This is a genomic window from Nostoc sp. (genome assembly GCF_036916985.1).
GTDB lineage: Bacteria > Cyanobacteriota > Cyanobacteriia > Cyanobacteriales > Nostocaceae > Nostoc.
The window spans coordinates 337078-359639 of sequence record NZ_JBALFD010000097.1 but is presented as its reverse complement, the minus strand read 5'-3'; the positions used below and the strand labels follow the sequence as shown (position 1 = coordinate 359639).

The 22562-nt window shown below is 43.4% G+C and carries 16 protein-coding genes; 8 read left to right on the top strand and 8 right to left on the bottom strand.

Annotated features, from left to right (window positions below):
- Nucleotides 1-76: 76 nt before the first annotated feature.
- The gene (locus V7L07_RS33150; protein ID WP_335063855.1) at nt 77-874 is read right to left on the bottom strand and encodes a hypothetical protein; all 798 of its coding nucleotides are present in this window, start codon (nt 872-874) and stop codon (nt 77-79) included.
- Nucleotides 875-1263: 389 nt separating this feature from the next.
- On the opposite strand from V7L07_RS33150, the gene V7L07_RS33145 reads away from it, so the two are divergent.
- Complete coding sequence (locus V7L07_RS33145) at nt 1264-1707, top strand: TOBE domain-containing protein (protein ID WP_335063853.1); 444 nt, start codon at nt 1264-1266, stop codon at nt 1705-1707.
- 148 nt (nt 1708-1855) lie between these two features.
- Here the strand turns inward: V7L07_RS33145 and V7L07_RS33140 are convergent, their stop codons facing one another.
- Nucleotides 1856-5005 (bottom strand): efflux RND transporter permease subunit, encoded by a 3150-nt coding sequence (locus V7L07_RS33140; protein WP_335063852.1) that lies wholly within the window; start codon nt 5003-5005, stop codon nt 1856-1858.
- A 180-nt stretch (nt 5006-5185) separates the two neighbouring features.
- Entirely contained in the window at nt 5186-6643 is a 1458-nt protein-coding gene (locus tag V7L07_RS33135; RefSeq protein ID WP_335063850.1) for an efflux RND transporter periplasmic adaptor subunit, read from the bottom strand.
- A gap of 579 nt (nt 6644-7222) precedes the next feature.
- On the opposite strand from V7L07_RS33135, the gene V7L07_RS33130 reads away from it, so the two are divergent.
- Nucleotides 7223-8104: an Npun_R2479 family HD domain-containing metalloprotein gene (locus V7L07_RS33130; protein ID WP_292840517.1), complete on the top strand. Its 882-nt coding sequence runs from the start codon at nt 7223-7225 to the stop codon at nt 8102-8104.
- 162 nt (nt 8105-8266) lie between these two features.
- Nucleotides 8267-9382 carry an ABC transporter permease gene (locus V7L07_RS33125; protein ID WP_335063849.1) on the top strand — a complete coding sequence of 372 codons (1116 nt, stop codon included), beginning with the start codon at nt 8267-8269 and terminating at the stop codon, nt 9380-9382.
- Between the two features lie 108 nt (nt 9383-9490).
- Here V7L07_RS33125 and V7L07_RS33120 read toward each other — a convergent pair whose 3' ends face one another.
- The gene (locus V7L07_RS33120; protein ID WP_335063847.1) at nt 9491-12184 is read right to left on the bottom strand and encodes an AAA family ATPase; all 2694 of its coding nucleotides are present in this window, start codon (nt 12182-12184) and stop codon (nt 9491-9493) included.
- Nucleotides 12185-12488: 304 nt separating this feature from the next.
- Entirely contained in the window at nt 12489-13559 is a 1071-nt protein-coding gene (locus V7L07_RS33115; protein WP_335063845.1) for an ATP-binding protein, read from the bottom strand.
- Nucleotides 13560-13751: 192 nt separating this feature from the next.
- On the opposite strand from V7L07_RS33115, the gene V7L07_RS33110 reads away from it, so the two are divergent.
- The gene (locus V7L07_RS33110; protein WP_335063843.1) at nt 13752-14294 is read left to right on the top strand and encodes a hypothetical protein; all 543 of its coding nucleotides are present in this window, start codon (nt 13752-13754) and stop codon (nt 14292-14294) included.
- A gap of 41 nt (nt 14295-14335) precedes the next feature.
- On the top strand, nt 14336-14941 hold the full coding sequence (locus tag V7L07_RS33105) for a hypothetical protein (RefSeq protein WP_335063841.1): 606 nt from the start codon (nt 14336-14338) through the stop codon (nt 14939-14941).
- Between the two features lie 16 nt (nt 14942-14957).
- Here V7L07_RS33105 and V7L07_RS33100 read toward each other — a convergent pair whose 3' ends face one another.
- Both V7L07_RS33100 and V7L07_RS33095 read right to left on the bottom strand, forming a co-directional pair.
- A complete protein-coding gene (locus V7L07_RS33100; protein ID WP_335063839.1) occupies nt 14958-15983 on the bottom strand; it encodes an ABC transporter permease in 1026 nt (341 codons plus the stop codon).
- A gap of 148 nt (nt 15984-16131) precedes the next feature.
- A complete protein-coding gene (locus tag V7L07_RS33095) occupies nt 16132-17784 on the bottom strand; it encodes an ABC transporter substrate-binding protein (protein ID WP_335063838.1) in 1653 nt (550 codons plus the stop codon).
- A gap of 529 nt (nt 17785-18313) precedes the next feature.
- On the opposite strand from V7L07_RS33095, the gene V7L07_RS33090 reads away from it, so the two are divergent.
- From V7L07_RS33090 to V7L07_RS33080, 3 genes are all read left to right on the top strand, one after another.
- On the top strand, nt 18314-18640 hold the full coding sequence (locus V7L07_RS33090; protein WP_335063836.1) for a hypothetical protein: 327 nt from the start codon (nt 18314-18316) through the stop codon (nt 18638-18640).
- A 455-nt stretch (nt 18641-19095) separates the two neighbouring features.
- Entirely contained in the window at nt 19096-20625 is a 1530-nt protein-coding gene (gene psbB, locus V7L07_RS33085) for a photosystem II chlorophyll-binding protein CP47 (RefSeq protein ID WP_335063835.1), read from the top strand.
- A gap of 112 nt (nt 20626-20737) precedes the next feature.
- Nucleotides 20738-20845, top strand: coding sequence for a photosystem II reaction center protein T (locus V7L07_RS33080; RefSeq protein ID WP_084227385.1), 108 nt, complete (start codon nt 20738-20740; stop codon nt 20843-20845).
- A gap of 249 nt (nt 20846-21094) precedes the next feature.
- Here the strand turns inward: V7L07_RS33080 and gndA are convergent, their stop codons facing one another.
- A complete protein-coding gene (gene gndA / locus V7L07_RS33075) occupies nt 21095-22525 on the bottom strand; it encodes an NADP-dependent phosphogluconate dehydrogenase (RefSeq protein ID WP_335063833.1) in 1431 nt (476 codons plus the stop codon).
- Between the last annotated feature and the right edge of the window lie 37 nt (nt 22526-22562).

The following is a 22562-nucleotide window of genomic DNA, read 5'->3' as shown; positions in this document are numbered from 1 at the left end:
GCGCAGCACTGTTAGATTTCTGCACAGCAGCAGACTTGACAAAATGGTTAAATAATGCTTTGTAATGCTGAAAAATTCACTCAACTTCCTCACAGTGAATTAACAGTTTTTCCATCGCTTCTGCGAGAGAAATCAACTCTGTCCAAGAGGAACCACTAACTAAATTTTGGGCGTGAGCTAATCGGTTTCGCAACTGTTCAGCAGACTTGAGGAAGCGTTCGCCAAACCGTTTTGATTTTAGTCCTAGTTGCTGGAGAAGTTCTGGTTGATTTAAAATCAACTCTCGCTTGTCACAAAATTGCAAATAATCTAACAAATCGGTGGCTTCGTTTCTTTCTTGGCTCTCTCGCCATAGCCGTTGAGCAACTTGTAAGCGCTCAGGTTTAAGGACTTTTTGCCAAGAATCTTGAGGATAGTAAATCCGCACCAGCCGCAGCAAATTCATTTCTAGCAGCGTTACCAAGCCAAACAGTAGCATTCGCACAGGTGCTTTCTGCAAGTCACCACAGGTAACAATACCACTTACCTGATTGCAATCCAAAACAAACAATCGCGGAGTTTGTTGCAAAATGGGTAGCAACTTTATCAATGGGGTAGAAATAGCAATTAGTTCTTTGGGATGAAACACCCGTTGATAGTCGCTACATTTGCCTTCTTTACCTGGAATCAAACTAGAGCGTTCTACATAACCGCTAATAATATCTCCCGTCTCAACGCCGATAACATCAAAATTTTGTGCCTGCATCCAATGCAGCACTTCTTTTACCTCTGCATCAGCTGGCATAGCTTTCAGGGGTTCTGCCACGTATTCAATGGTAATATTGTTCTCAAATAAACTCCGCAGGTCTTGAGAACGCGATTTTAGGTGTTTCATCCCCTGGCTGTGAACTCACGTTAAATAATCCTACGGCACTCACGCGATGTCTGCGACGGGCTACGCCTACGCCTGCGGAATTTTCTATCAGATTAACCTGTCGTAGGCATCGCTATTCTAAACAAATACCACAGATAAATATATTACCATCTTAGTTGGTAATCTTTTAGTGATGATTGAGACAATTTCTAGTAACAAAATATTTCGCATTTAGAAAAAAATAAATTATGTAGTTAACTATATGAGATTAGTTGATTAATTTGCGATAAAAATGTCGAAAAGCCTGACAAAAAAAATGTTACTACTAAAACGACATATCGAATTGATACTTGGTAGAATTTTACCAAGATAAGCAAATTACCAAGATAACCAAAACTGATAATATTATTATGCCAAGAAAAGAACAAGGATGGGTTACATTTCAAACCTCAGAGGATGAGCGCAAGATTCTAGAGGAGTTCTGTGAACATTCTCAACGTACCAAGACTGAGATTCTGCGGGAACTTGTGCGTAGTCTTACTCAGCAATCTTCAGCACCAATATCACCATCAACTCAGCAGGAAGAACAGGAAAATATTTACACTCAAAAACCTGAGATAGAAAGTAGTATTCAAAAGAAATCACTAAAAGTTAGCTCTCGCAATATTCTTAAAGGTGTCGTTAAACGAGTTGTTTATGGAGCAGTTAATAGTGAGGTAACTCTGGAGATTATTCATAAAGTAGAATTAACTTCAATTATCACCAGAGCTTCCGCAGAAGAGTTGGAACTATCTGAGGGAAAAGAAGCTTATGCAGTTATTAAGTCTAATGATATTGTCATTGCTAGAGAATAGAAATGTATTGATTTTGGGCTAATAAATTAGCCAATATTTTGGGGTGGGTATCTTGTCTGCCCAGTTTGTATGGCGCGCAAGATGCCCACCCTACAGGAGTTAATTGGATATTTTTTTATTTGTCACTCCCTAATCGCGTTTCTAATGTTTATGGGCGCAGTGATTTCTTACCAAAGCCATAGCGCAATGTATCCTTAATCCAATTCTGGAAGTTGTCAATGTAGCTAAAGATCACTGGTACTACTACCAGTGTCAACAGAGTAGAAGTTGTAAAACCGCCCATAATTGCAATTCCCATTGGTTGGCGAACTTCAGAACCCGCACCAATTCCTAATGCTAGGGGCAGAATCCCGGCGATGGTTGCGAAAGAAGTCATTAAAATCGGGCGCAGACGTGACACGCCTGATTCTATGAGTGCCTGACGTTGGGTTTTACCTGCCTGCATATTGATGATGGTATAGTCAACTAACAGAATCGAGTTTTTGGTGACAATCCCTAACAGCAACACGATGCCAATCAAGGCATATATTCCCAAGGGTTTTTGGGCAACCATCAACGCTACCAATGCACCGCCTAAACAAAAGGGTAAGGCTGCCATAATTGATAATGGATGCAGGAAATTGTTATACAGCAGCACCAGAATTGCATAGATACACATTAATGCCAGTCCTAATGCACCGCCAAAGCGACCGAAAATATCTTGCATAATTTTGGCACTACCTGAAGGTTGCTGTATTACTCCTGACGGTAAGTTCTGCATCACAGGTAGTTTGTTGATTGTCTGGACTGCCTCTCCTAAAGAAATCCCTTGCAAGTTGGCTTCTACGGCAACTTGACGGGCGCGATCGTAACGGTTGATGGTAGCAGGGCCGCTACCAAAGCGGATATCTGCAACAGCCACAAGGGGAACTAATCTACCATTTTGACTGGAGACTTGGAGATTGGTGATTGTGTTGATATCAGCCCTGGCTTTCGGGTCGATTTGGACACGAATGGGGATTTGCCGATCGCTTAAATTAAATTTCGCCAAGTTGGCATCATTGTCGCCGATGGTAGCAAGAGAAGCAGTACGAGCGATCGCTTGCACAGTCACCCCCAAATCTGCTGCCCGTTGCGGGTTAGGAATTACCAAAATCTCTGGTTTCACCAAACTCGCAGTCGAAGACACTTCTACCAATCCAGCGACGGATCGCATCTGCTTTTCTAGGGCATCAGCAGCTTGATTCAATGCTTGGGGATTTTCACTTCTGAGGACAATTGATAAAGCTTTGCGACTGTCACCAGGAGATTGACTTTGGAAACTAATTCTAGCTCCTGGTATTTGTCCAAAGGAAGGGCGCACTTGTTCCTCAAACTGTTTTTGGGAAATATTTCGTTCCTCTCTGGGTTTGAGATTAATCGCAAGGGTTGCAGAATTGATTTGTTCCGTTGCTAGTACACGTTCAACTACTGGGTTTTGCCGAATGATGTCAGTCGCTTGTGTGACTACCTTGTTAACGTCCTCTAATGTGGAACCAGGAGGTAGTTCTATAGATACGTTAGAAATGCCAAAATCGCCATCATCAACAAAACCTTTGGGAATCAAAGGCACTAGCATCAGACTGGCAATAAAAAAAGCTGAGGCGATCGCCATTGTTGTCAATCTATGGCGTAACGCCCACTGTAAAAGCGATCTATAAGGTTGAAACCCCTGACGCTTTTCATCTCCAAGTTTTCTACTTCCATTCCCGCTACCTGGAAGTGTAAATTTAAAATTAAAGAATTTTACTACTCCCCTGCCCCTTTGCCCCTCTGCCCCTCTGCCCCTCTGCTCCCCTGCCTCTTTTAAAAGATACGCCCCCATCATCGGCGTCACCATCCGCGCGACAAGAGTTGAGAAAATTGTGGAAACGGCAACGGTAACGCCAAATGGTTGGAAAAACTGCCCCGGAATCCCACCCATGAAGGCAACCGGTAGAAATACGGCAATAATCGTTGCGGAACTTGCGATTACCGCTAATCCTACTTCGTCGGAAGAGTCAAAAGCAGCTTCCCAAGCTGACTTACCCATAGCCATGTGTCGTTCCATGTTTTCAATTTCGACGACGGCATCATCTACCAAGTTGCCCACCGCCAGCGCTAATGCCAACAAAGTCATGTTGTTGAGGGTGTAACCAAGGGCTTGCTGCACTGCAAAGGTGGGAATTATTGACAGGGGTAAGGTAATTGCTGTAATTAATGTTGCTCGCCAATCTCGTAAAAATACTAAAATAACGATGACTGCCAGCACCGAAGCTTGAATCAACTCATCAATGGTGCTTTGGTAAGATTGGCGGACAATATCGGCTCTAGTAAAAATTAAATCCAGCTTGACATCTGGGGGAAGCGTTTTTTCCAGTTCTTTGATTGCTGCTTTCACTCCTTGTTCCACCGTCACCAGAACGCTGCCAGTACTACGCAATACTTGAAAAGCTACCACGGGTTGATTATTCAAGCGGGCGGCTTGACGTACATCACCAAATTTATCTTCTACAGTTCCCAAGCTGGATAAAGGTACGGAACCCCCTTGTGGTAGGAGGATTTCGTAGGTTTTCAAAATATCTACACTGGTGGCACTTCCTAAAGTACGAATACTTTGTTCGCTACCACCAACTTCAGCGCGTCCGCCAGGTAAGTTAATGTTTAAAGCGCGGATTTGGTCGTTTACCTGGGTGGCGGTAATTGCTAGAGATTGTAAGCGGTCAGGATTAAGATTAATGCGAATTTCTCGGTCAACCCCACCCACACGCTGAATTTGGGCTACACCACGGACTCCCAATAAGGCGCGGCTAATGGTTTGGTCTACGAGGTTGCTTAATTCTTCTACAGAACGCCGATCTGATTTAACTGCATAAGTGATTACTGGGCCGCCGGAAAAATCTAAGCGTTCTACAATTGGGTCGTTGATATCTTGGGGTAAGTCTTGGCGAATTTGAGCGATCGCATTCCGAACATCATTGGTGGCGCGATCGCTATCTGTACCCAAAACAAAATTGATTGTCGTCTGAGAACTTCCATCGCTGACGGTAGAAACCATATAATCGATATTGCCCAACCCTGCGACGGCATCTTCAATTTTTTTCGTCACTTGGGATTCTAGTTCCGCTGGGCCTGCACCTGGTTGGGTGACTTTAATCGAAACTGTTGGCACATCAATATTGGGATTAATATCAATCCCCAAGGATATGAAGGAGAACCAACCCACAACCGTCAAAATTAAAAATAAAACTATTGTGGGAACAGGTTTTTTGATCGACCAAGCTGAGATATTAAAAGTCATTAGTCATTAGTCATTAGTCATTGGAGAAGAAGAGGCAGAAGGCAGAAATTCTTTAATTTTGAATTTTGTTAGCGCAGCGTTAGCGAGTCCGCGTACCCTTACAGGGAAGCAAGCTACGCTTTTAGCATCTCGTAGAGAGCGTCATTTTGAATTTTGAATTGATTTGTCTCCCATTCCCTTTTACTCTGCAACTCGAACTTTGTCGCCATCTTTGAGATAACCTGCACCATCAACGACGACGCGATCGCCTAACTGTAAACCACTCTTGATTTCTACTGTGTCGCCATTACCAGGATCTCCTAACTCTACTTTCTGGCTGTGGACTATATCTTGGCCGGATAAGATGAATACAATTACACTTGCGTCTGCTTGGGATTGCACTGCTTTTTGCGGTACTACCATTCTCATCCCTGAGTTAGTCGTAATTACCGCACGAGCAAACATCCCTGGTTTAAGTAAAGTTGTTGGCGGTAAGTCAATTTTTACCGTCGCCTCACGCCTTTGATCGTTTATCTGTGGTTGTATGTCCCTGACTCGTCCTTGCGATCGCACGCGTTGATCGACATCAGAAGTAATTTGCACCGATGCGCCAATTTTCACCTGATTTAGTTGAGTTTCGGGCACTTTCGCCTGAAGTTCGAGCTTTTCATCTCGGATGATCGAAAATAGCTTTTGTGTACCACCAATCACAGTCCCTACCTGGGTTTGTGGTGGTATACCAGTAACATCACCAACTCTAGCTAGTTTTTCAGCAATTACTCCCGAAACCGGCGCACGCACCACCGTTTGTCCTAACTGAGTTTGTAGTTGTTGCACCTTAGCAGCACTGCTGCGGACATCAGCTTTAGCTCTGTTGATGATCGCTTGGGCGTTACCAATATTAGCTTGGGCACTGCCGATATTAGCCTGGGCACTACGTATATTTTCTTGAGCCAGGTTTACAACTTCTATGGCAGTTTTTACGGCGTAAGAACGAGTATCGAGTTCTTGCTTACTAATCGTTCCAGAGTCAGCAAGTTGTTGATAGCGCTGATAATTCTTGGCTGCTTCCTCTAGCTTTGCCTTGGCTTGAGCTAAATCGGCTTGTTTTTGCTGGACTATTGCTTTATTTGATGCCAAATCCGCTTGCTTGGATGCTAAATCTGCTTGTTTAGATTCCACATCTGCTTGTTTGGATTCCACATCTGCTTTTGCTTGGCTAATTTGGCTTTGTACTATGGAACCATCCAACACCGCCAACACTTGACCTTGTTTGACAAAAGCTCCTTCTTTCACATTTGCAGGGATGCTTTTAATTTGTAAGCCATTTGTCTGCGGTAGCACCGGAATTAAATCACTCGCTGCTACAGTCCCAGTGGTTTTGAGAGTACGGACAACACGGGCGGTTTCTACTGTGGCGGTGGTAACTGTCATTGCTGGGTTGACTTTTTTATCTGCCACCACACTTTGTTGACGAGATGAAAGACGATTTAATACACCCATCCCAGCCAAGGCGATCGCAATTCCTAAACCAGCACCTAAGAATAATGGCTTCAACCAGACCCTATTTAATTTTTGCTCTGATTTGCTCAAAAAGCTAGCATCTTCAGAGGTTGCAGGTTCTCCCACCCCGACTTCTGAAACACTTTCATCGCTCACAGTCTCACCTCCACTTTCTGTCTAAGCATACCAATCTTGGTATTTCCTTAAGAAAACCTGAAATTTATTTATTTCACATCAACTATGACGCATTTTGTAATAAATGTCTTTTTTACTAAAAAGTATACAATACGACCTTGTTACTAAGAGTAATTACTATCAGAATAATGCTAAAAACTGTTATGTAGATTATGATCCAAAAAATCATCTAATCTGATCTAGCTACTCTAAGTCACGTACTACAAGTGTTTAGATCACCGTCAACAAGGCTTAGATATGAAAAACTGATAAAACTAATCTAGACTTATCTAAATTAAAATCATAAATATTTATGTATTTCGGAACACTAGCAAATCTTTTTTTATACGCAACCTATAATTCCTCTAAAACCTTTGCATTGTTAGGAAACCATGCAATACCATGTAATCCAGGCATAGATTAAGCTAGCGTCTACAGCTACACGTGAGTTACAAAGGAGCAAACTCCATTCCCCTAAATTTTAGGAAGGGTGGCCCAGATTAGGGAATTTTGAAATCAATCAAATCAATAAATAATTGGTATTTACCAGAGTAACCAGATATGTTCAATGCAACTGAAATTTTAATTGATGCCTTTGTAAATGAAATTCGAGAAGGCTACCGTCGCACTTATGGCTGCTTCAAAAATGATTATCAGGACATTATCGCCTGGGCTGGTAACATGGCTTTGGAAAATATTGCCAATAGCGATGCCCTATACCACAATGTTGAACACACTGTCTTAGTCACCCTCGTAGGACAAGAAATCTTACGTGGCAAACACATCAGAGAAGGCGGTGTTTCTAGTGAAGACTGGTTGCATTGTATTATTTCCCTAGTGAGTCATGATATTGGCTACGTTAAGGGAGTTTGCCGACAAGACCGAGAAACAGCAGGCTTATATGCTACAGGTAAAAATGGCAGAATGATTTCTGTAGCTCCTGGCGCTTCTGATGCCAGTCTGACACCGTATCATGTTGATCGAGCCAAGCTCTTTATTGATGAGCGTTTTGGAGGTCACAAGTTAATCGATGCTGAGGCAATTAAGAGCAATATTGAATTGACTCGATTTCCCGTCCCTGCGGCAGAAGATCATCAAGATACAAAGTGCTTTGCAGGATTAGTCCGGGCTGCTGACTTGATTGGTCAACTAAGTGACCCACGTTACCTAAAGAAAATTACTTCTTTATTTTACGAATTTGAAGAAACTGGTGTAAATAAAGTTTTGGGCTATCAAACCCCTGCCGATTTACGTAATAACTACGCTAAGTTTTACTGGAATGGCGTCTATCCCTATATTCAAGAAGGACTGCATTACCTATCGCTGACACAGCAGGGAAAACAAATTCTCGCTAATCTTTACTCAAACGTGTTTGTGGTAGAACATGAAAAGCAACAGGAAGAACAGCAGCGCTATTTAGAGAAGTTGGCTGTTAGTAGTTAAGAGTTATTCAATTTTGGATTTTAGATTTTAGATTTTTCCTTCAATCCAAAATTTAAAATTCAAAATCCAAAATTTGCAGAGTTAAGAATTATTAATGATGAATTATGAATTAAGATAAAAGCTTAATAACTCATAACTCCTAACTTATAACTCCTAACTACTATGGATTGGTGGCGAAGACTGAAGAAAAATCCTTTGGCACGATTTGGGGCAATTTTGCTGTTAATTTTCTATATAGGAGTAATTGCCGCTGATTTCGTAGCTCCTTATGACCCCTATGCTTCACAGCCTAATGGTTCACTGCTGCCACCAACGAAGATACACTGGGTTTCTCAATCAGGGCAGTTTGTCGGGCCTTATGTTTATCCGACAACTCAGGGAGATACGAATTTAGATACAGGCGATCGTAAACTCATTATAGACTCGACAAAGCCCTCACCCCTACATCTATTTGTCTCCGGGCCAGAATACCGATTGTTGCAGATGAGTTTGCCATTACCCCCGAAGTGGGATGAAGTCACAATCTTTGGTGGTATTCCCTTAAATTGGCATTTATTTGGTACAACAACTGACGCAAAAATGAATATTTTGGGCACTGATGACCAAGGCCGCGACCAATTCAGCCGCCTGCTGCATGGCGGTCGCATCAGTATGTTTATCGGGATTTTTGGCATTATCATTACCTATCCCCTCGGTTTGCTCATCGGGGGAATTTCTGGCTATTTCGGCGGTGTTACCGATAGTGTCATTATGCGTTTGGCAGAAGTACTAATGACTTTCCCTAGTATTTATCTTTTGGTAACATTGGGCGCAGTCTTACCCGCAGGTTTAAGTAGTACCCAGCGCTTTTTGCTGATTGTGGTGATTACTTCGGTGATTAGCTGGGCTGGTTTAGCACGGGTCATTCGGGGACAGGTGCTATCACTTAAAGAGCGAGAATTTGTTCAAGCAGCGCGGGCAATGGGCGCGAACCCACTTTATATCATCCTCCGCCACGTTTTGCCGCAAACGGCTAGTTATGTAGTTATCTCTGCGACTCTTGCAATTCCCAGCTTTATTGGTTCAGAGGCAATACTGAGTCTCATCGGCTTGGGAATTCAACAACCAGACCCTTCTTGGGGCAATATGCTTTCTCTGGCTAGCAATGCTTCAATTTTGGTACTGCAACCTTGGTTAATTTGGCCGCCGGCTGTGCTGATTATCCTCACAGTGTTGGCATTCAACTTACTCGGTGATGGGCTGAGAGATGCACTCGACCCACGTAGTTTAAGAAGATAAGCCCTCAATAATAGCAAATGCGATCGCTGAAATTAGTCCGCGAAGGCGGACTTCGCCTGTGTAGCCGCGAATTCCATTCGCCTTCTATTCGCCCGGTACTGCAAAAATCTACTGCTGCAAAACCCAACGGCGAAAAAGTTCTACCATAATCCGCCAACTTCCCTGAGTTTCCTCAACTACATCATGACGCTTCAGAGTATTCAGCGCTTCTTGTAAATTGGCGTTGTTCATACCTGTAGACTGAGCTAAGGCATCCAGACTTAGCCCTTCTAGGTGAGGTGCAAGCACTTGTAGAATTACCTGTTGACCCTTAGCACCCCGCGCCGCCTGACCCCAAACCCCATCAAAGTAGTAGCGTCCCCGCATGAAAAACTCAGGGTCATTGATAACTGCTTCCACATCTTGTACTGTGAAAACTGGGTCACGCGATCGCCCTTGCTCAAAAACAAAGTCATTGTAGCGGCGCACTAGCTGAAAACCCAGTAGTTGCACTAAATATGGTTGACCATGTGTCAAAGCATAAATTTCATCTAAAGCTTCCGGGATGTAGTCGAGAAGGAAGTCTTCATTACCTGGGTTAGCGAGAATTTGGCGAGTAGCTGCACGTTCTTGAAAGCCTACATGAATAGGAATGACGCTGGCAAAAAAGGGTTGAAAATAATCTGCTGTCATTTCTTCTAAAGTGTGCAAACCAGCAAAGGCAAAGGCGATTTTAGAACTCATTTGCACCAAACCGCGCAGAAAACCCATAAAGTCGATAGGGATTTTTTTCGCTTCAATTAAATCTTCAATTTTCTCGAATTCGTCTAAGGCAATGATTAACCCACCGTCTAGCTTTGCTTCAACCTGTTTCAAATAGCGTTCAAAAGTCCGGTAGGGGAGATTTAGTAAATCAGCGTCAGATGGTGGTGGAAGTTTCACCGTTTGAGAAATTTCATCACAAATTGCCATCAGCACTTCACCCACACCTTGGGGGCTATCTCCCAAACGTAGCAAGTTGACATAGACTAGCTGGATTTGTGAGCCTAGACAGTTAGCAGCGTTAAGCAGAATAGAAGTTTTACCCATCCGCCTGTGACCGTAGAGAACTACAGACTGGATTTGATTACCCATCACCCAGAGTTCTTCTAACTGTCTGATGATATCTTCTCGCCCAACGAAGAGATGACCTTGAACGGGGTCGCCTACAACATAAGGATTAACCACAGGCTTAGTGATGGAAATTTCTCCCACTTCACCAGTAATTTTTAAAAGGCTTTCTTTCCAAGTTTTAGCGATATCTATGATTAACCCTTGCTCTGCTTGCGGCAAGGTGTCAGCTTGATTTAGGATTTTTGTCAGTTCGCCTAATGCTCGATTGAGAGCTAAAGACCTGGCTGAACGTGAGACACTGCGATTAACAAACTGGACATCCTCAACAACTCGACGCAGACTAGTAAGTATTTTCCAGGTGATTGGACGTAAAAGCGGTTCCTGGGGAAAAGGAGGAACTTGGATAGCAGCAATAGAGGCTGGTTTTTGAGCTTTCTGAAACGCTGTTAGAGTTTGGGCAAGGGTATACATTTCCTCACCGTAAAGTAGAGAACGCACTACTGCAAAAGCCTCTATTGCTCTGGCTGTTTTTTTTTCATGCAGATGCCAGAAACCAGCAGCAGCAGCACTAGCAGGAGTATTTAAGCGAGTGTCTGTATTAAAACGAGCCTGTAAAACTTCTCCCCAAGAACGAGGCAAGAAAAACAAGAAGGAGAAGAAATCTTTGATAAACGTTGATTTTAGGGTTTCATCTAGAGAAGCTGAAGCAAAATGTACTATATTCCAATCAAAAGGATTTGCCGCCAGTCGAGAGACAGTCCAAATAATTTGGTCTGGGGGGATTTTGGCAATTACTCTATTGACTGCTTGGACAACAGGAATGAATTGTAGGGTATATGCCAGCAGTTCGTTAGTATTATGTAAACCTGTTTCCCAATCATCTTGCAACCAATTTTGCAAGCGCCAAACAAGATTAGGTAGCGGAAGCAGAGTGATGCGGGGGAGTAACCAACTACTGTTTTGAATTGTTCGCAAGTTTAAAGGTGACGCAATAAGCCAGACTTCTGGACGCAATACCGCTACGCCTACCGCCACGCCCAATCCCACGCCTCCCGCCACGCCTACCGCCACGCCCAATCCCACGCCTCCCGCCACGCCTACCGCCACGCCTACCGCCACGCCGAACGCCACCACGCCGAACGCTACGCCTCCCGCCACGCCTCCCGCCACGCCCAATCCCACGCCTCCCGCCACGCCGAACGCCACGCCGAACGCCACGCCGAACGCCACGCCGAACGCCACGCCGAACACCACGCCGAACGGCACACCTACCGCCACGCCGAATTCCACGCCTCCCGCCACGCCTCCCGCCACGCCCAATCCCACGCCTCCCGCCACGCCCAATCCCACGCCTCGCGCCACGCCGAACGCCTCGCCTACCGCCATGCCGAACACCACGCCGAACGGCACACCTACCGCCACGCGGTACCAGTCAACGGGAACATTTAAAGTTTGAAAAATTAGACCTATAGCTAGAAGTGTAACTACTGTTAAAAATAATCCTTGAACAAGTAATTTCCGTTCGATAGGATTTTGCCAATTCATTTCTCCTTGAGGAATATATCCACCATCGAATGTATCCACATACCACCGCAAAGCCTGGGGAAAGAAAAACACCCAGTATAAAAGGCGCAGATAATCCAAGGGGTTCCACAACGAGAGGGGACGCTTTAACTTGGGTGCTAAGTCTAGGCGGGGTACAGCGGCCATTATTTAACCTCCATTATTACTAATGAAGAACCTAACCCCCCAGCCTCCTTCCATATAAGGGAAGGGCGAATAGGAGTAATCTTGCTCCCCTCCCCTTGTAGACCGCCGTGTACACACAAATCGGAGTTACTTTGAGATCCGGGTTTTACCCCCCTTAATCCCCCCTTGTAAAGGGGGGAAACAAGAAAATCTAGTTCCCTCCCCTTTACAAGGGGAGGGTTAGGGTGGGGTAATTCGAGAACTTGTGTGTACATCGTAGCCCCTTGTAGAGGAGGAGTTGGGGGAGAGGTCAAAGCAGTGTCATTCATTGCAAACTCTCCACATACCGCGAATAAGTTCGATAACACAATTGCATCAGTTTGCGAGGATGTCCGCCACTTTGTTGGATGAGTTGGATGATTTCTTCTTCAGTAAAACTCACAGAAGTTCTAGCCAAACGGTTGGTAATAAAAGCACGCATAGTAACTTCATCCCAAGGATGAATGTGTTCCTCTTGGCAAATACCTGCTAACGGAGAAGTCTTACCTTGCTCCTGACTATCGTTAAATAAGTTGTTCAGAGGTTCGGTGGCAGCTAAAATCAGCTTCAACGGATCATTACTTCCATCGGCTAAACCGCGCAAATAATCCCTTATATTGCGAGTAAAACCTTCGCCTGTAAGCTTTCCTACATTGTCTATAGCCAGTAGTATTTTATGATTTCGCAAATTGCGGGTTAACTGATAGTCTTTACTTTCGGGTATATCAATCTCGTGGCACAATTCACTATAAAATTGATTTTCATTATGAAGTAAATTCAAGTCTAAGAAAACTGGCTGACGTTTAACGTTTAGACGAGTTTCTGCTTCTTGGCAAATCATCCATAGCAGCGAGGATTTTCCGATTCCCTCTTCCCCAATTAAAACAACACTACTACCGCTATTCAACACCTCAAATACTCGCCGGATTTTGCGCTCTCGGTCAAAGAATAAATACTTTTCATCTACTTTGCCAGTAAGTGGAATGAAAGGATTATGATTTTGCTGCGATAGATTATCTGACTGTGATTCATCTCCTTGTGCTAGATTAATTGGTTCTACAATTGCTTGTTGGGAAGGTAAAGTTGTTTCTGAATGCTGTTGATAATGATATTTAATTTGATTTTTAAAATTTCTCTTATTAACTTTTATCCCTAAATCTTTTGTAATCTTTTTGCATAGATTTGCACCTGCATCTCTCAAATATTGCTCAGTGAGAAAAGTCTGAGTAGCAATATCTGAATAAATCTGACCTTCCCAGATTCCTAAAAAAAGCTGTTCTTCCAATTCATTTAAGACTTGATTAGTCTTTTTAGCAAACAGCGCATTAATGAATGCTAACGCTTGTTTTGAGTCCATTAGGCGTAATCGAATTGGCAGAGCGAAGTCAAAATCAGCCAGTAGTGTAATACTTTACCCTACAAAGCTACATTTGCCTACTTTCCCTTACAACAATTTAATCACTCAAACTCCCTACTAGCGCCTACCTATAGAGTCTGTATCTCAAGTGATGATGGTGTTACAGAACAAAAGTTGAGGAGTTTTTGAGAAATGACAACTTTTAGACAACAGCTTGCACTTGCTCTTATCGCTGCCACCTCTGCCATATTAGCTGCCGGAGTACCTGCCATAATGGGGCTTGGGAACAAATCTTCTCTAGAGTCACTCTCTATCACCGCCACTTCTACAACGTGTGATAAAGTTACTGTGGCTAAAGTATGCGTTGATAATCTTACGGTGCAGTTTAATAGCAACGAACCTCAGCAAGTAAAAAATAGCGATCGTATACCTCTAAAAGCTGGAGATACTCTAAGATTATCAAATCTAACCTATTGCATACCATCTAAAGCTCCAGTCAATCGAGTAGAAGTAAAAGTTTATCTGTTTCCGAATGGAGTTGAGAGTTATAAAAATCGACTTTTCACTCCTAGTAACTTCCCGATTAATGCTGCTTGTCATAATATTGGTAATTTTCAACAAACTTGGACGCTTGAACCAGGACAGCACCGAGTTAGCATACCTATTATCAAATATATTGGCAGCAACAGAATTGTAGAAAATAGTTTCTATTTTAACTTAGATGTTGGACGGTAATTTCAGTCTTCTATTTAAAAGCGAAAGAGAGTAATAGTTTTATGGCTTACAGCGAGTTTAGTTTAGCTAAAGCAAAACAAGACTTTAGTTTAAGTACCTTAGAAAAACGCAATATTTTCGCTGGTGTTTCTGAATTAACAGCGAGTAATTTGCTTGTAGAAACACTCAGTTACAACCTGGATATCGCTTTAGGTAGTAATAGTGAAAAAGCTCGTTCTGAGCTAATTATTGCTCCCATTTTAGTTGATTTACGCCGACAATTACACGAACAAGTTAGTTTATTTTCTGGAGTAGATTTTACTGTCGATAATAGCAAAGGATTAAACGGTACTTGCGATTTTATTATTACTAAATCTCCAGAAATTCTCATTTTGACAGCGCCAGTAATTACAGTTGTAGAAGCTAAAAAAGAAAATATTAATGGGGGTTTGGGTCAGTGTGCGGCGGAAATGGTAGCAGCCCAAATATTTAATAAGCAAGCTGCAACTGAGATTAAAACAATTTACGGTGCAGTTACAACGGGCAGTATTTGGCAATTTTTGAAACTAGAAGAACAAACATTGACTATTGATTTAAGCGAATATTATCTCAAAGATGTAAATAAAATTCTGGGGATTTTAGCTAATGGTATTTCTCAAGAAATTTAGCAAAATGTTCAATAGCTTAATATCGAATTCGCGGATCTACATAAGCATTTAAAATATCAATTAAAATGCTGGCACTGACAACGATCGCACCAAAAAAGACTAGCACTCCCTGGACTGTGGGATAATCGCGATCGGCGATCGCTTGATACAGTCGATTTGCTAACCCAGGCCAAGAAAATGTTACCTCTGTCAAAATCGCCCCACCTAACAGAGACGCAAAAGTTAATCCCAAGACTGTAATCACTGGAATTAAAGCATTCTTTAACGCGTGGGAGGCTAAAATCTTATTTTCACCAATACCTCTAGCTCTAGCGGCTTCTACATAATCGGCTTGTAAGGTTTGCTTTAAATTCACTCGCACAATTCGCTCAAAAATCCCACTGAGCAAAATTCCTAGTGTGAGACTCGGTAGAGCCAGATGGTGTAAGGATGTGAAAAACTGGGTGAAGTTTCCACTGAGTAAGCTATCAATTGTATACAACCCAGTGACAGTAGTCGGAGCCGGTAAATTGGGCGGAAAGCGGTTGGAATTGGGAAACCAACCCAGTTGGACTGAGAAAATCAACTGCAAAAGCATTCCCGCCCAAAACATGGGGAGTGCGTAGGTAATGATACCAAATAAGCGCCCACCGACATCAAAATATGTGCCAGGACGAGAAGCCGAAAGAGTCCCAACCGCAATTCCGACGATGAGTGCAACCGCCATACTACATACTGCTAACTCCACCGTCGCCGGGAAATATTGCCCAATTATGTCCCAAACATTTTGTCCTCGACTCATTAAAGAAGTTCCCAAGTCAAAGCGTAGTATGCTTCCTAAATAGTTTAGGTACTGTAGCCATAGAGGAAGGTTTAAACCAAGTTGTTTTCGCAATTCTTCCTTAGCTGCTTCTGGCGCACGTCCGCCTAGAATTGCATCTGCTGGATCTCCTGGTGTTGCTCTTAATAAGAGAAATACAATAGTGATGATCGTTAATAGCTGAAGTGGCGCAAGAAGTAACCGAGAAACAATGTAATATTGTAAAGCTTTAGAACGAGACATAAGCAATTCAAAATTCAAAATGCAATTTTTTATTTTCTCTGCGCTCTCTGCGTCTCTGCGGTTAAAAAGTAATTAAATCAACCACAGAGGCGCAGAGAACACAGAGGTAAGAAGTTAAAGAGAATTTCTTGTCCCTTTAACTTTTTAACTACTTTTTAAGTGTCTGGTAAAGCAAAATTTGGGTAGGGTTAAGCTTTACACCATTAACACCCTTTTGGGCAAATACATAGTCTTTGTTTTGCCATAAGGGAACGTAAGGTACATCAGTAGTTACTTGCGTTTGAATTTCGTTAAAGATTTTCTGACGCGCTTCGGGGTTTTGTTCTTTGCGTTGCCCATCAATCAATTTATTTATGGCTTCGTTATAGTAGAACGAACCCTGAGTTTGACTGCCGCCATCTTCGCATCCTTTAGCAACTGAACCTTTGTCGCAAGCCAAAAATGGCTGAACGTAATTATCTGGATCTAAAAAGTCTGGATACCAATCTAGTAAAGCTGCTGGATACAAACCCTTAGCAATATCTTTAAAGAAGGCTGGCCCTTCGGCGGGGGTGACTTCAAATTGCAGTATTCCATCCATTTTGACATCCACAAGGGATTTGAGTGTCTGTGCTGCCAAACTACGAGTTGGTGAACTAGAAGGATACCAAACTTGCACTTTTGCGGGATTTTCTTTGGAGAAACCGGCGGTAGTTAATAATTTTTTAGCTTGATCGAAGTTAGCATCGCCATATTTATCTTTGAATAATGGCACAGAAACCTTAAACGTTGTGGGAATCATGCTATAAAGCGGATCTGCTTGACCAAGTAAGACTCGCTCATTTAAAAGTGGACGGTCAATGATGGATGCGATGGCTTGTCTTACCTCTAATTTATCTAAAGGCTTTTGATTCCGGTTTAATACCAGATAACTTACTACACTACCTTCAGCTGCGATCGCTTGCCAATCCCCTTTTTTTCCACCTTCTTCCAAACTGCGATTTTGATCTGGCTGTAGCGACAGATAAGCTACATCCACTGCGCCTGTACGGAAAGCATTAAACAAATTAACCGGACTAGTTTGAATTTGGAGATTAACACCTTTGTTAGCTGGTTTTTCTCCCCAATATTTATCAAACACATCAAATCGGATGGAATCAGTACCATACTGTCCTAATTTGTAAGGGCCAGTTCCCACAAAAATATTCGGCTTGAATTTACCAGCACCGAGTTCGTAAGCTTTGGGTGAAACTGCACACACCCCAGGAAAAGCCAGCAATGAGGGAAATGCCGCAAAGGGCTTTTTCAGCTTAATTGTCAACTCATACTCGCTTGTTGGTTTGATCGAATCTACTATATCAGCTAGTAAGAATGAGGGTTTTCCTTTATTTTGAATAAAGCGGTTGATGGTAAAGGCCATTGCTTGAGCGTTGAAGGGAGTTCCATCGTGAAAAACGACTCCCTGACGTAAGGCGATGGTATAAGTTAAGCCATCTTGACTGACTTTGGGTAATGCTGTAGCTAGCTGAGGCTTAATTTCGGTGCTTCCTGATTCGTAGTTGTAGAGGCGATCGCTCATATTAAACACCAAGCCTAAAGATGCTAACTCATAAGCATCAGCCGGATCAAGGGTTCTGGGCTTGGCTGTTGTACCGATAGTAATCCGACCATCACCTGTAGGGGTATTTACAGAACCGGATGGCGGCGTAGTTTGCTGCGAACGAGGAGCGCAACTAACAACCAAAAATAAACATAAACAGAACAAAGATAGGAATTGTGTAATCCGACCCCACTGTTTCACGAACAAGGAAAACCAGGTCATAGCAATAATATATTTGATCTCAGCGGTCAGCAATTCTACTACATTTGTGACTCTTATGCTGAATCTTCACAATTTATGGTGGTTCTTGTTTCGATGGAACACTCCGTAGCCATCTAAATCAAAAAGTTGTGGCAGATACTCAACTTCATAATTTAAGTTTATTGCTACTGTGTAATGCCTACGACGCGCTACGCATATACACTATTTTGCATTGATTCAGATACAGAATTTGAAATTTAAGATTTGTGAATTATTAAAAAGTTTTTATTTAATTAAAATTTTCAACATTGGCTAAATTTGTCGTAAATTCATAGTTACTAGGAAAATAGGTCTTGTTAAGGTTTGACCTTAGCCCAAGTAGTTTACGTTGAGATTTTACCTGTTGCTGCTTGGGCACAGAAATCGATAGAGCGTTTTATTGTCCAGATTGGCTGTATTGTCAAAAATAAGAGTGTTTGAACATCAGCGACTAAAGCGATCGCGATATTGTTAACAGCAGATTGAAAGTCGAAATAGTGAGACTAAGACCGTGAAGTATTTCTTTCTATCTGAGGGATGGGCAGTTGCAAGAGTCTGGGCATCTGATGGACTCTGGCAAATAACTGCATGGCGACGCCAACCAGATATTCAGCGAATGAATATTTGTATAGTCGAAGAAAATGAATTGCTCTGGCTTTATCGAGTTGAAGAAGCCGTTTTAACCGTGGAAGTGAAGCCAACAACACCAGTACTTGGTAGTCAGACCATCGGTCAAGTAGTACTCAAGCGTCTGATGAGCGCCGAACAGGTAATCGAACGCCTGGGTACAGCTGAGGCGAAGTGTCATCTGCAAAATATCCAGTTGGTAGTTCAGTAAATATGGGGTATGGGGCATGGAGCATTGGTTATTAATTATTCTTTCCCTGCTCCCTGCTCCCTGCTCCCCTGCCTGCCCTTCTCCCCACTCCCCACATCAAGAAAAGATAAGCAAATTTCATCCCCAACGGGTATTGGTAGCGAAAAAACTTTGAGATGCTACGCGATCGCATCAATTTACACGCTTGCAAACAATTCCATCAATAGTTACACTTTTTAAAACATTCTCATTTTTGCTTGGCGATGGCTACCCTATTATAGGTAAACCTCCCGAAGCGAGTAAGCATTGCCAAAGCACCCACGGTGTATGACTTTTTAAGACTAAGCTGTGGTAGTACTCTGGCTCTGGCAATAACAAAAAACAAGAGAGAGTTTTATGAGTGGCGTTTTTCGTCTCTCATAACCTCAGTAAGAAAATTGCTTTGTAAACTAACTCATCGAGGAGGAGCGTAGTCGATGGGACTACCCTGGTACCGAGTACATACAGTCGTTCTGAATGATCCAGGGCGACTGATTTCTGTACACCTAATGCACACAGCCTTAGTAGCAGGCTGGGCTGGTTCGATGGCACTCTACGAACTAGCTGTTTTTGACCCTAGCGATCCGATTCTCAACCCGATGTGGCGTCAAGGGATGTTCGTTTTGCCCTTCATGTCACGTTTGGGCGTTACCCAATCTTGGGGTGGTTGGAACGTTACTGGTGGTCCATCAACTGATCCTGGCTTCTGGTCATTTGAAGGCGTTGCTGCGGCTCACATTGTTCTTTCCGGTCTGCTGTTCCTAGCCGCCGTATGGCACTGGGTTTACTGGGATTTGGAACTCTTTAGAGATCCCCGCACTGGTGAACCCGCCTTAGACTTGCCAAAGATGTTTGGCATTCACCTGTTCTTATCTGGTCTACTTTGTTTTGGATTTGGTGCTTTTCACGTCACCGGACTATTTGGGCCGGGGATATGGGTTTCTGACGCCTATGGTATAACTGGCGCAGCACAGGCAGTAGCACCAGAATGGGGGCCAGATGGTTTTAACCCCTATAACCCTGGTGGTATTGCGGCTCACCACATTGCCGCTGGTGTTGTTGGTATTATTGCAGGCTTATTCCACCTCACAGTTAGACCCCCCGAACGGCTCTACAAAGCCCTGCGGATGGGGAACATTGAAACAGTACTTTCTAGCAGTATTGCAGCAGTCTTCTTCGCTGCTTTCGTGGTTGCTGGTACTATGTGGTACGGTAACGCTGCCACACCCATCGAATTGTTTGGCCCTACCCGTTATCAATGGGATCAAAGCTACTTCCGTCAAGAAATTCAGCGCCGCGTCCAAACTAGCGTTGCTCAAGGTGCAACCCTTGACCAAGCTTGGTCGCAGATTCCCGAAAAACTGGCTTTCTACGATTACGTCGGTAATAGCCCCGCGAAAGGCGGTCTATTCCGTACAGGGCCGATGGTGAAGGGTGATGGCATTGCCCAATCTTGGCAAGGTCACGCCGTATTCAAAGATTCTGAAGGACGGGAATTGACCGTGCGTCGTCTCCCCAACTTCTTTGAAACCTTCCCAGTAATTTTGACTGATGCAGATGGAATTGTCCGCGCCGACATTCCCTTCCGTCGGGCAGAATCTAAGTATAGCTTCGAGCAATCTGGTGTCACCGTTAGTTTCTACGGCGGCAATCTGAATGGTCAAACCTTTACAGAGCCAGCTGATGTGAAGAAGTATGCCCGTAAGGCTCAAGGCGGTGAAATCTTTGAATTTGACCGAGAAACCTTGAACTCTGATGGTGTATTCCGCACCAGTCCTAGAGGTTGGTTTACCTTTGGACACGCCGTATTTGCTCTGCTGTTCTTCTTTGGTCATCTCTGGCATGGTTCTCGGACAATCTACCGAGACGTATTTGCCGGTGTTGATGCGGATCTTGAAGAGCAAGTTGAGTGGGGTCTGTTCCAGAAAGTGGGTGATAAATCAACCCGCCGGAAGGAAGCCCTTTAATTTCAGTGCTGAGTAAAGAAGTGCTGAGTTCCGAGTTAAGCCTCTGACTCAGCACTCAGCACTCAGCACTCAGAACTTTAAATTACTGGCTGGATAAAGAGGAAATCGTAATATGGAAAGCGTTGCGTACATCTTGATTTTTACTCTGTGTATAGGTACTCTCTTCTTTGCGATCGCATTTCGCGAACCCCCTCGCTTTGAGAAACCAAAAGATAAGTAGATCCTATTCCCAGAGCAAGCAGATTTAACGTTAATATCCGTTGCTACCATACTTAGTAGCAACGGATATTATTTTTTATCTCAATACAGTTCAGATAGAGCAACAAAACACTTGTAGAGATGGCGATTTATCGCGTCTAGAAAACCTCAATACAAAAAAAGTGACCCTGAAATTCAGAGTCACCTGTAATATTTATTCTGAAACAGTCTAAATTTTTCCAATCAATTGAGAATTTAGACGTGCGAAAGTTTACTTCTCGGCTTCAGCAATGGGAACCCATTCAGTATGGAAACTTCCGGGCTTATCGAGACGCAGGTAAGTATGTGCGCCGAAGTAGTCGCGTTGTGCTTGAGTCAAGTTTTGAGGCAAGCGATCGCGGCGATAGCTGTCAAAATAATCCAAGGATGCGCTAAATGCGGGTACTGGAATTCCCACTGTTGCAGCGGTTGCAATCACTTCCCGCCAAGCTGTCTGTCTGTCAAGAATTGTCTGCTTAAATTCGGGAGCTAACAGCAAGTTAGGTAATGCTGGATTTTCGCTAAAAGCCTTCTTAATTTTATTCAAAAAGCGAGCGCGAATAATACAACCACCTTTCCAAATCCGCGCCATTTCGCCCAGATCCAAATTCCAGTTATATGTTTTGGAAGCTGTGGATAGCAACGCCATCCCTTGAGCATAAGAACAGATTTTTGAGCAATAGAGAGCATCGCGTACTTTATTGATAAAGTCCTTAGTTTGCCCGTCATACTTGACACTGGGGCCTGTGAGGACTTTCGATGCTGCAACTCGCTCTTCTTTAATCGAAGATATAATCCGGGCATTAACTGCTGCTGTAATTGTAGGAATAGCAACTCCCAATTCCAATGCAGTTTGTACAGTCCAACGTCCAGTTCCCTTTTGACCGGCTGCGTCAACAATCAAATCCACCAGGGGTTTATTTGTTTCTGGGTCAATATATGGGAAGATATTCTTCGTAATCTCGATCAAAAATGAATCGAGTTCATCGGTGGTGTTCCATTCAGCAAACACATCATGTAGCTGACTGGGGTTTAATCCAACGACATTTTTCAGCAAGTCGTAGGCTTCAGCAATTAGCTGCATATCGCCGTACTCAATGCCGTTGTGTACCATTTTCACATAGTGGCCAGAACCACCAGGGCCAATATAGGTTACACAAGGGCCATCATCGACTTGGGCAGCAATTTTGTTGAAAATTGGTGATAGGAACTCGTAAGAGCTTCTTGTACCTCCAGGCATCAGTGAAGGCCCATTTAGCGCTCCTTCTTCACCGCCACTGACACCCATACCAAGATACCGAAGCCCTGCGGGTTCTAATTCCTGAGTGCGTCGTTCCGTATCTTCAAACCAAGAGTTGCCACCGTCGATAATGATATCGCCTTCCTCTAACAAGGGTTTGAGTTGAGCAATCACCGCATCCACTGGCTTACCAGCTTGCACCATTACTAGAATTTTGCGGGGACGTTCCAATAAGGCAACGAATTCTTCCAAGGTAAATGCGGCTTTGACATTCCGTCCTGTAGCACGCTGCGCCATAAACGCATCCGTTTTTTCGCGGGAGCGGTTGTAAACTGCAATTGGGAAGCCATTGCGCTCCACGTTGAGAGCGATGTTCTCACCCATAACGGCTAATCCAATCACACCAAAGCTTTGTAGTGTCATAAAAAATTTCTGGCTAACTCTTGCAGATCCTTTACCT

Bases quoted from the DNA above. Each gene is read 5' to 3' on its own strand.
- V7L07_RS33150 (WP_335063855.1), bottom strand. From the start codon at position 874: ATGAAACACCTAAAATCGCGTTCTCAAGACCTGCGGAGTTTATTTGAG.
- V7L07_RS33145 (WP_335063853.1), top strand. From the start codon at position 1,264: ATGCCAAGAAAAGAACAAGGATGGGTTACATTTCAAACCTCAGAGGAT.
- V7L07_RS33140 (WP_335063852.1), bottom strand. From the start codon at position 5,005: ATGACTTTTAATATCTCAGCTTGGTCGATCAAAAAACCTGTTCCCACA.
- V7L07_RS33130 (WP_292840517.1), top strand. From the start codon at position 7,223: ATGTTCAATGCAACTGAAATTTTAATTGATGCCTTTGTAAATGAAATT.
- V7L07_RS33125 (WP_335063849.1), top strand. From the start codon at position 8,267: ATGGATTGGTGGCGAAGACTGAAGAAAAATCCTTTGGCACGATTTGGG.
- V7L07_RS33120 (WP_335063847.1), bottom strand. From the start codon at position 12,184: ATGGCCGCTGTACCCCGCCTAGACTTAGCACCCAAGTTAAAGCGTCCC.
- V7L07_RS33115 (WP_335063845.1), bottom strand. From the start codon at position 13,559: ATGGACTCAAAACAAGCGTTAGCATTCATTAATGCGCTGTTTGCTAAA.
- V7L07_RS33110 (WP_335063843.1), top strand. From the start codon at position 13,752: ATGACAACTTTTAGACAACAGCTTGCACTTGCTCTTATCGCTGCCACC.
- V7L07_RS33105 (WP_335063841.1), top strand. From the start codon at position 14,336: ATGGCTTACAGCGAGTTTAGTTTAGCTAAAGCAAAACAAGACTTTAGT.
- V7L07_RS33100 (WP_335063839.1), bottom strand. From the start codon at position 15,983: ATGTCTCGTTCTAAAGCTTTACAATATTACATTGTTTCTCGGTTACTT.
- V7L07_RS33095 (WP_335063838.1), bottom strand. From the start codon at position 17,784: ATGACCTGGTTTTCCTTGTTCGTGAAACAGTGGGGTCGGATTACACAA.
- psbB (WP_335063835.1), top strand. From the start codon at position 19,096: ATGGGACTACCCTGGTACCGAGTACATACAGTCGTTCTGAATGATCCA.
- V7L07_RS33080 (WP_084227385.1), top strand. From the start codon at position 20,738: ATGGAAAGCGTTGCGTACATCTTGATTTTTACTCTGTGTATAGGTACT.
- gndA (WP_335063833.1), bottom strand. From the start codon at position 22,525: ATGACACTACAAAGCTTTGGTGTGATTGGATTAGCCGTTATGGGTGAG.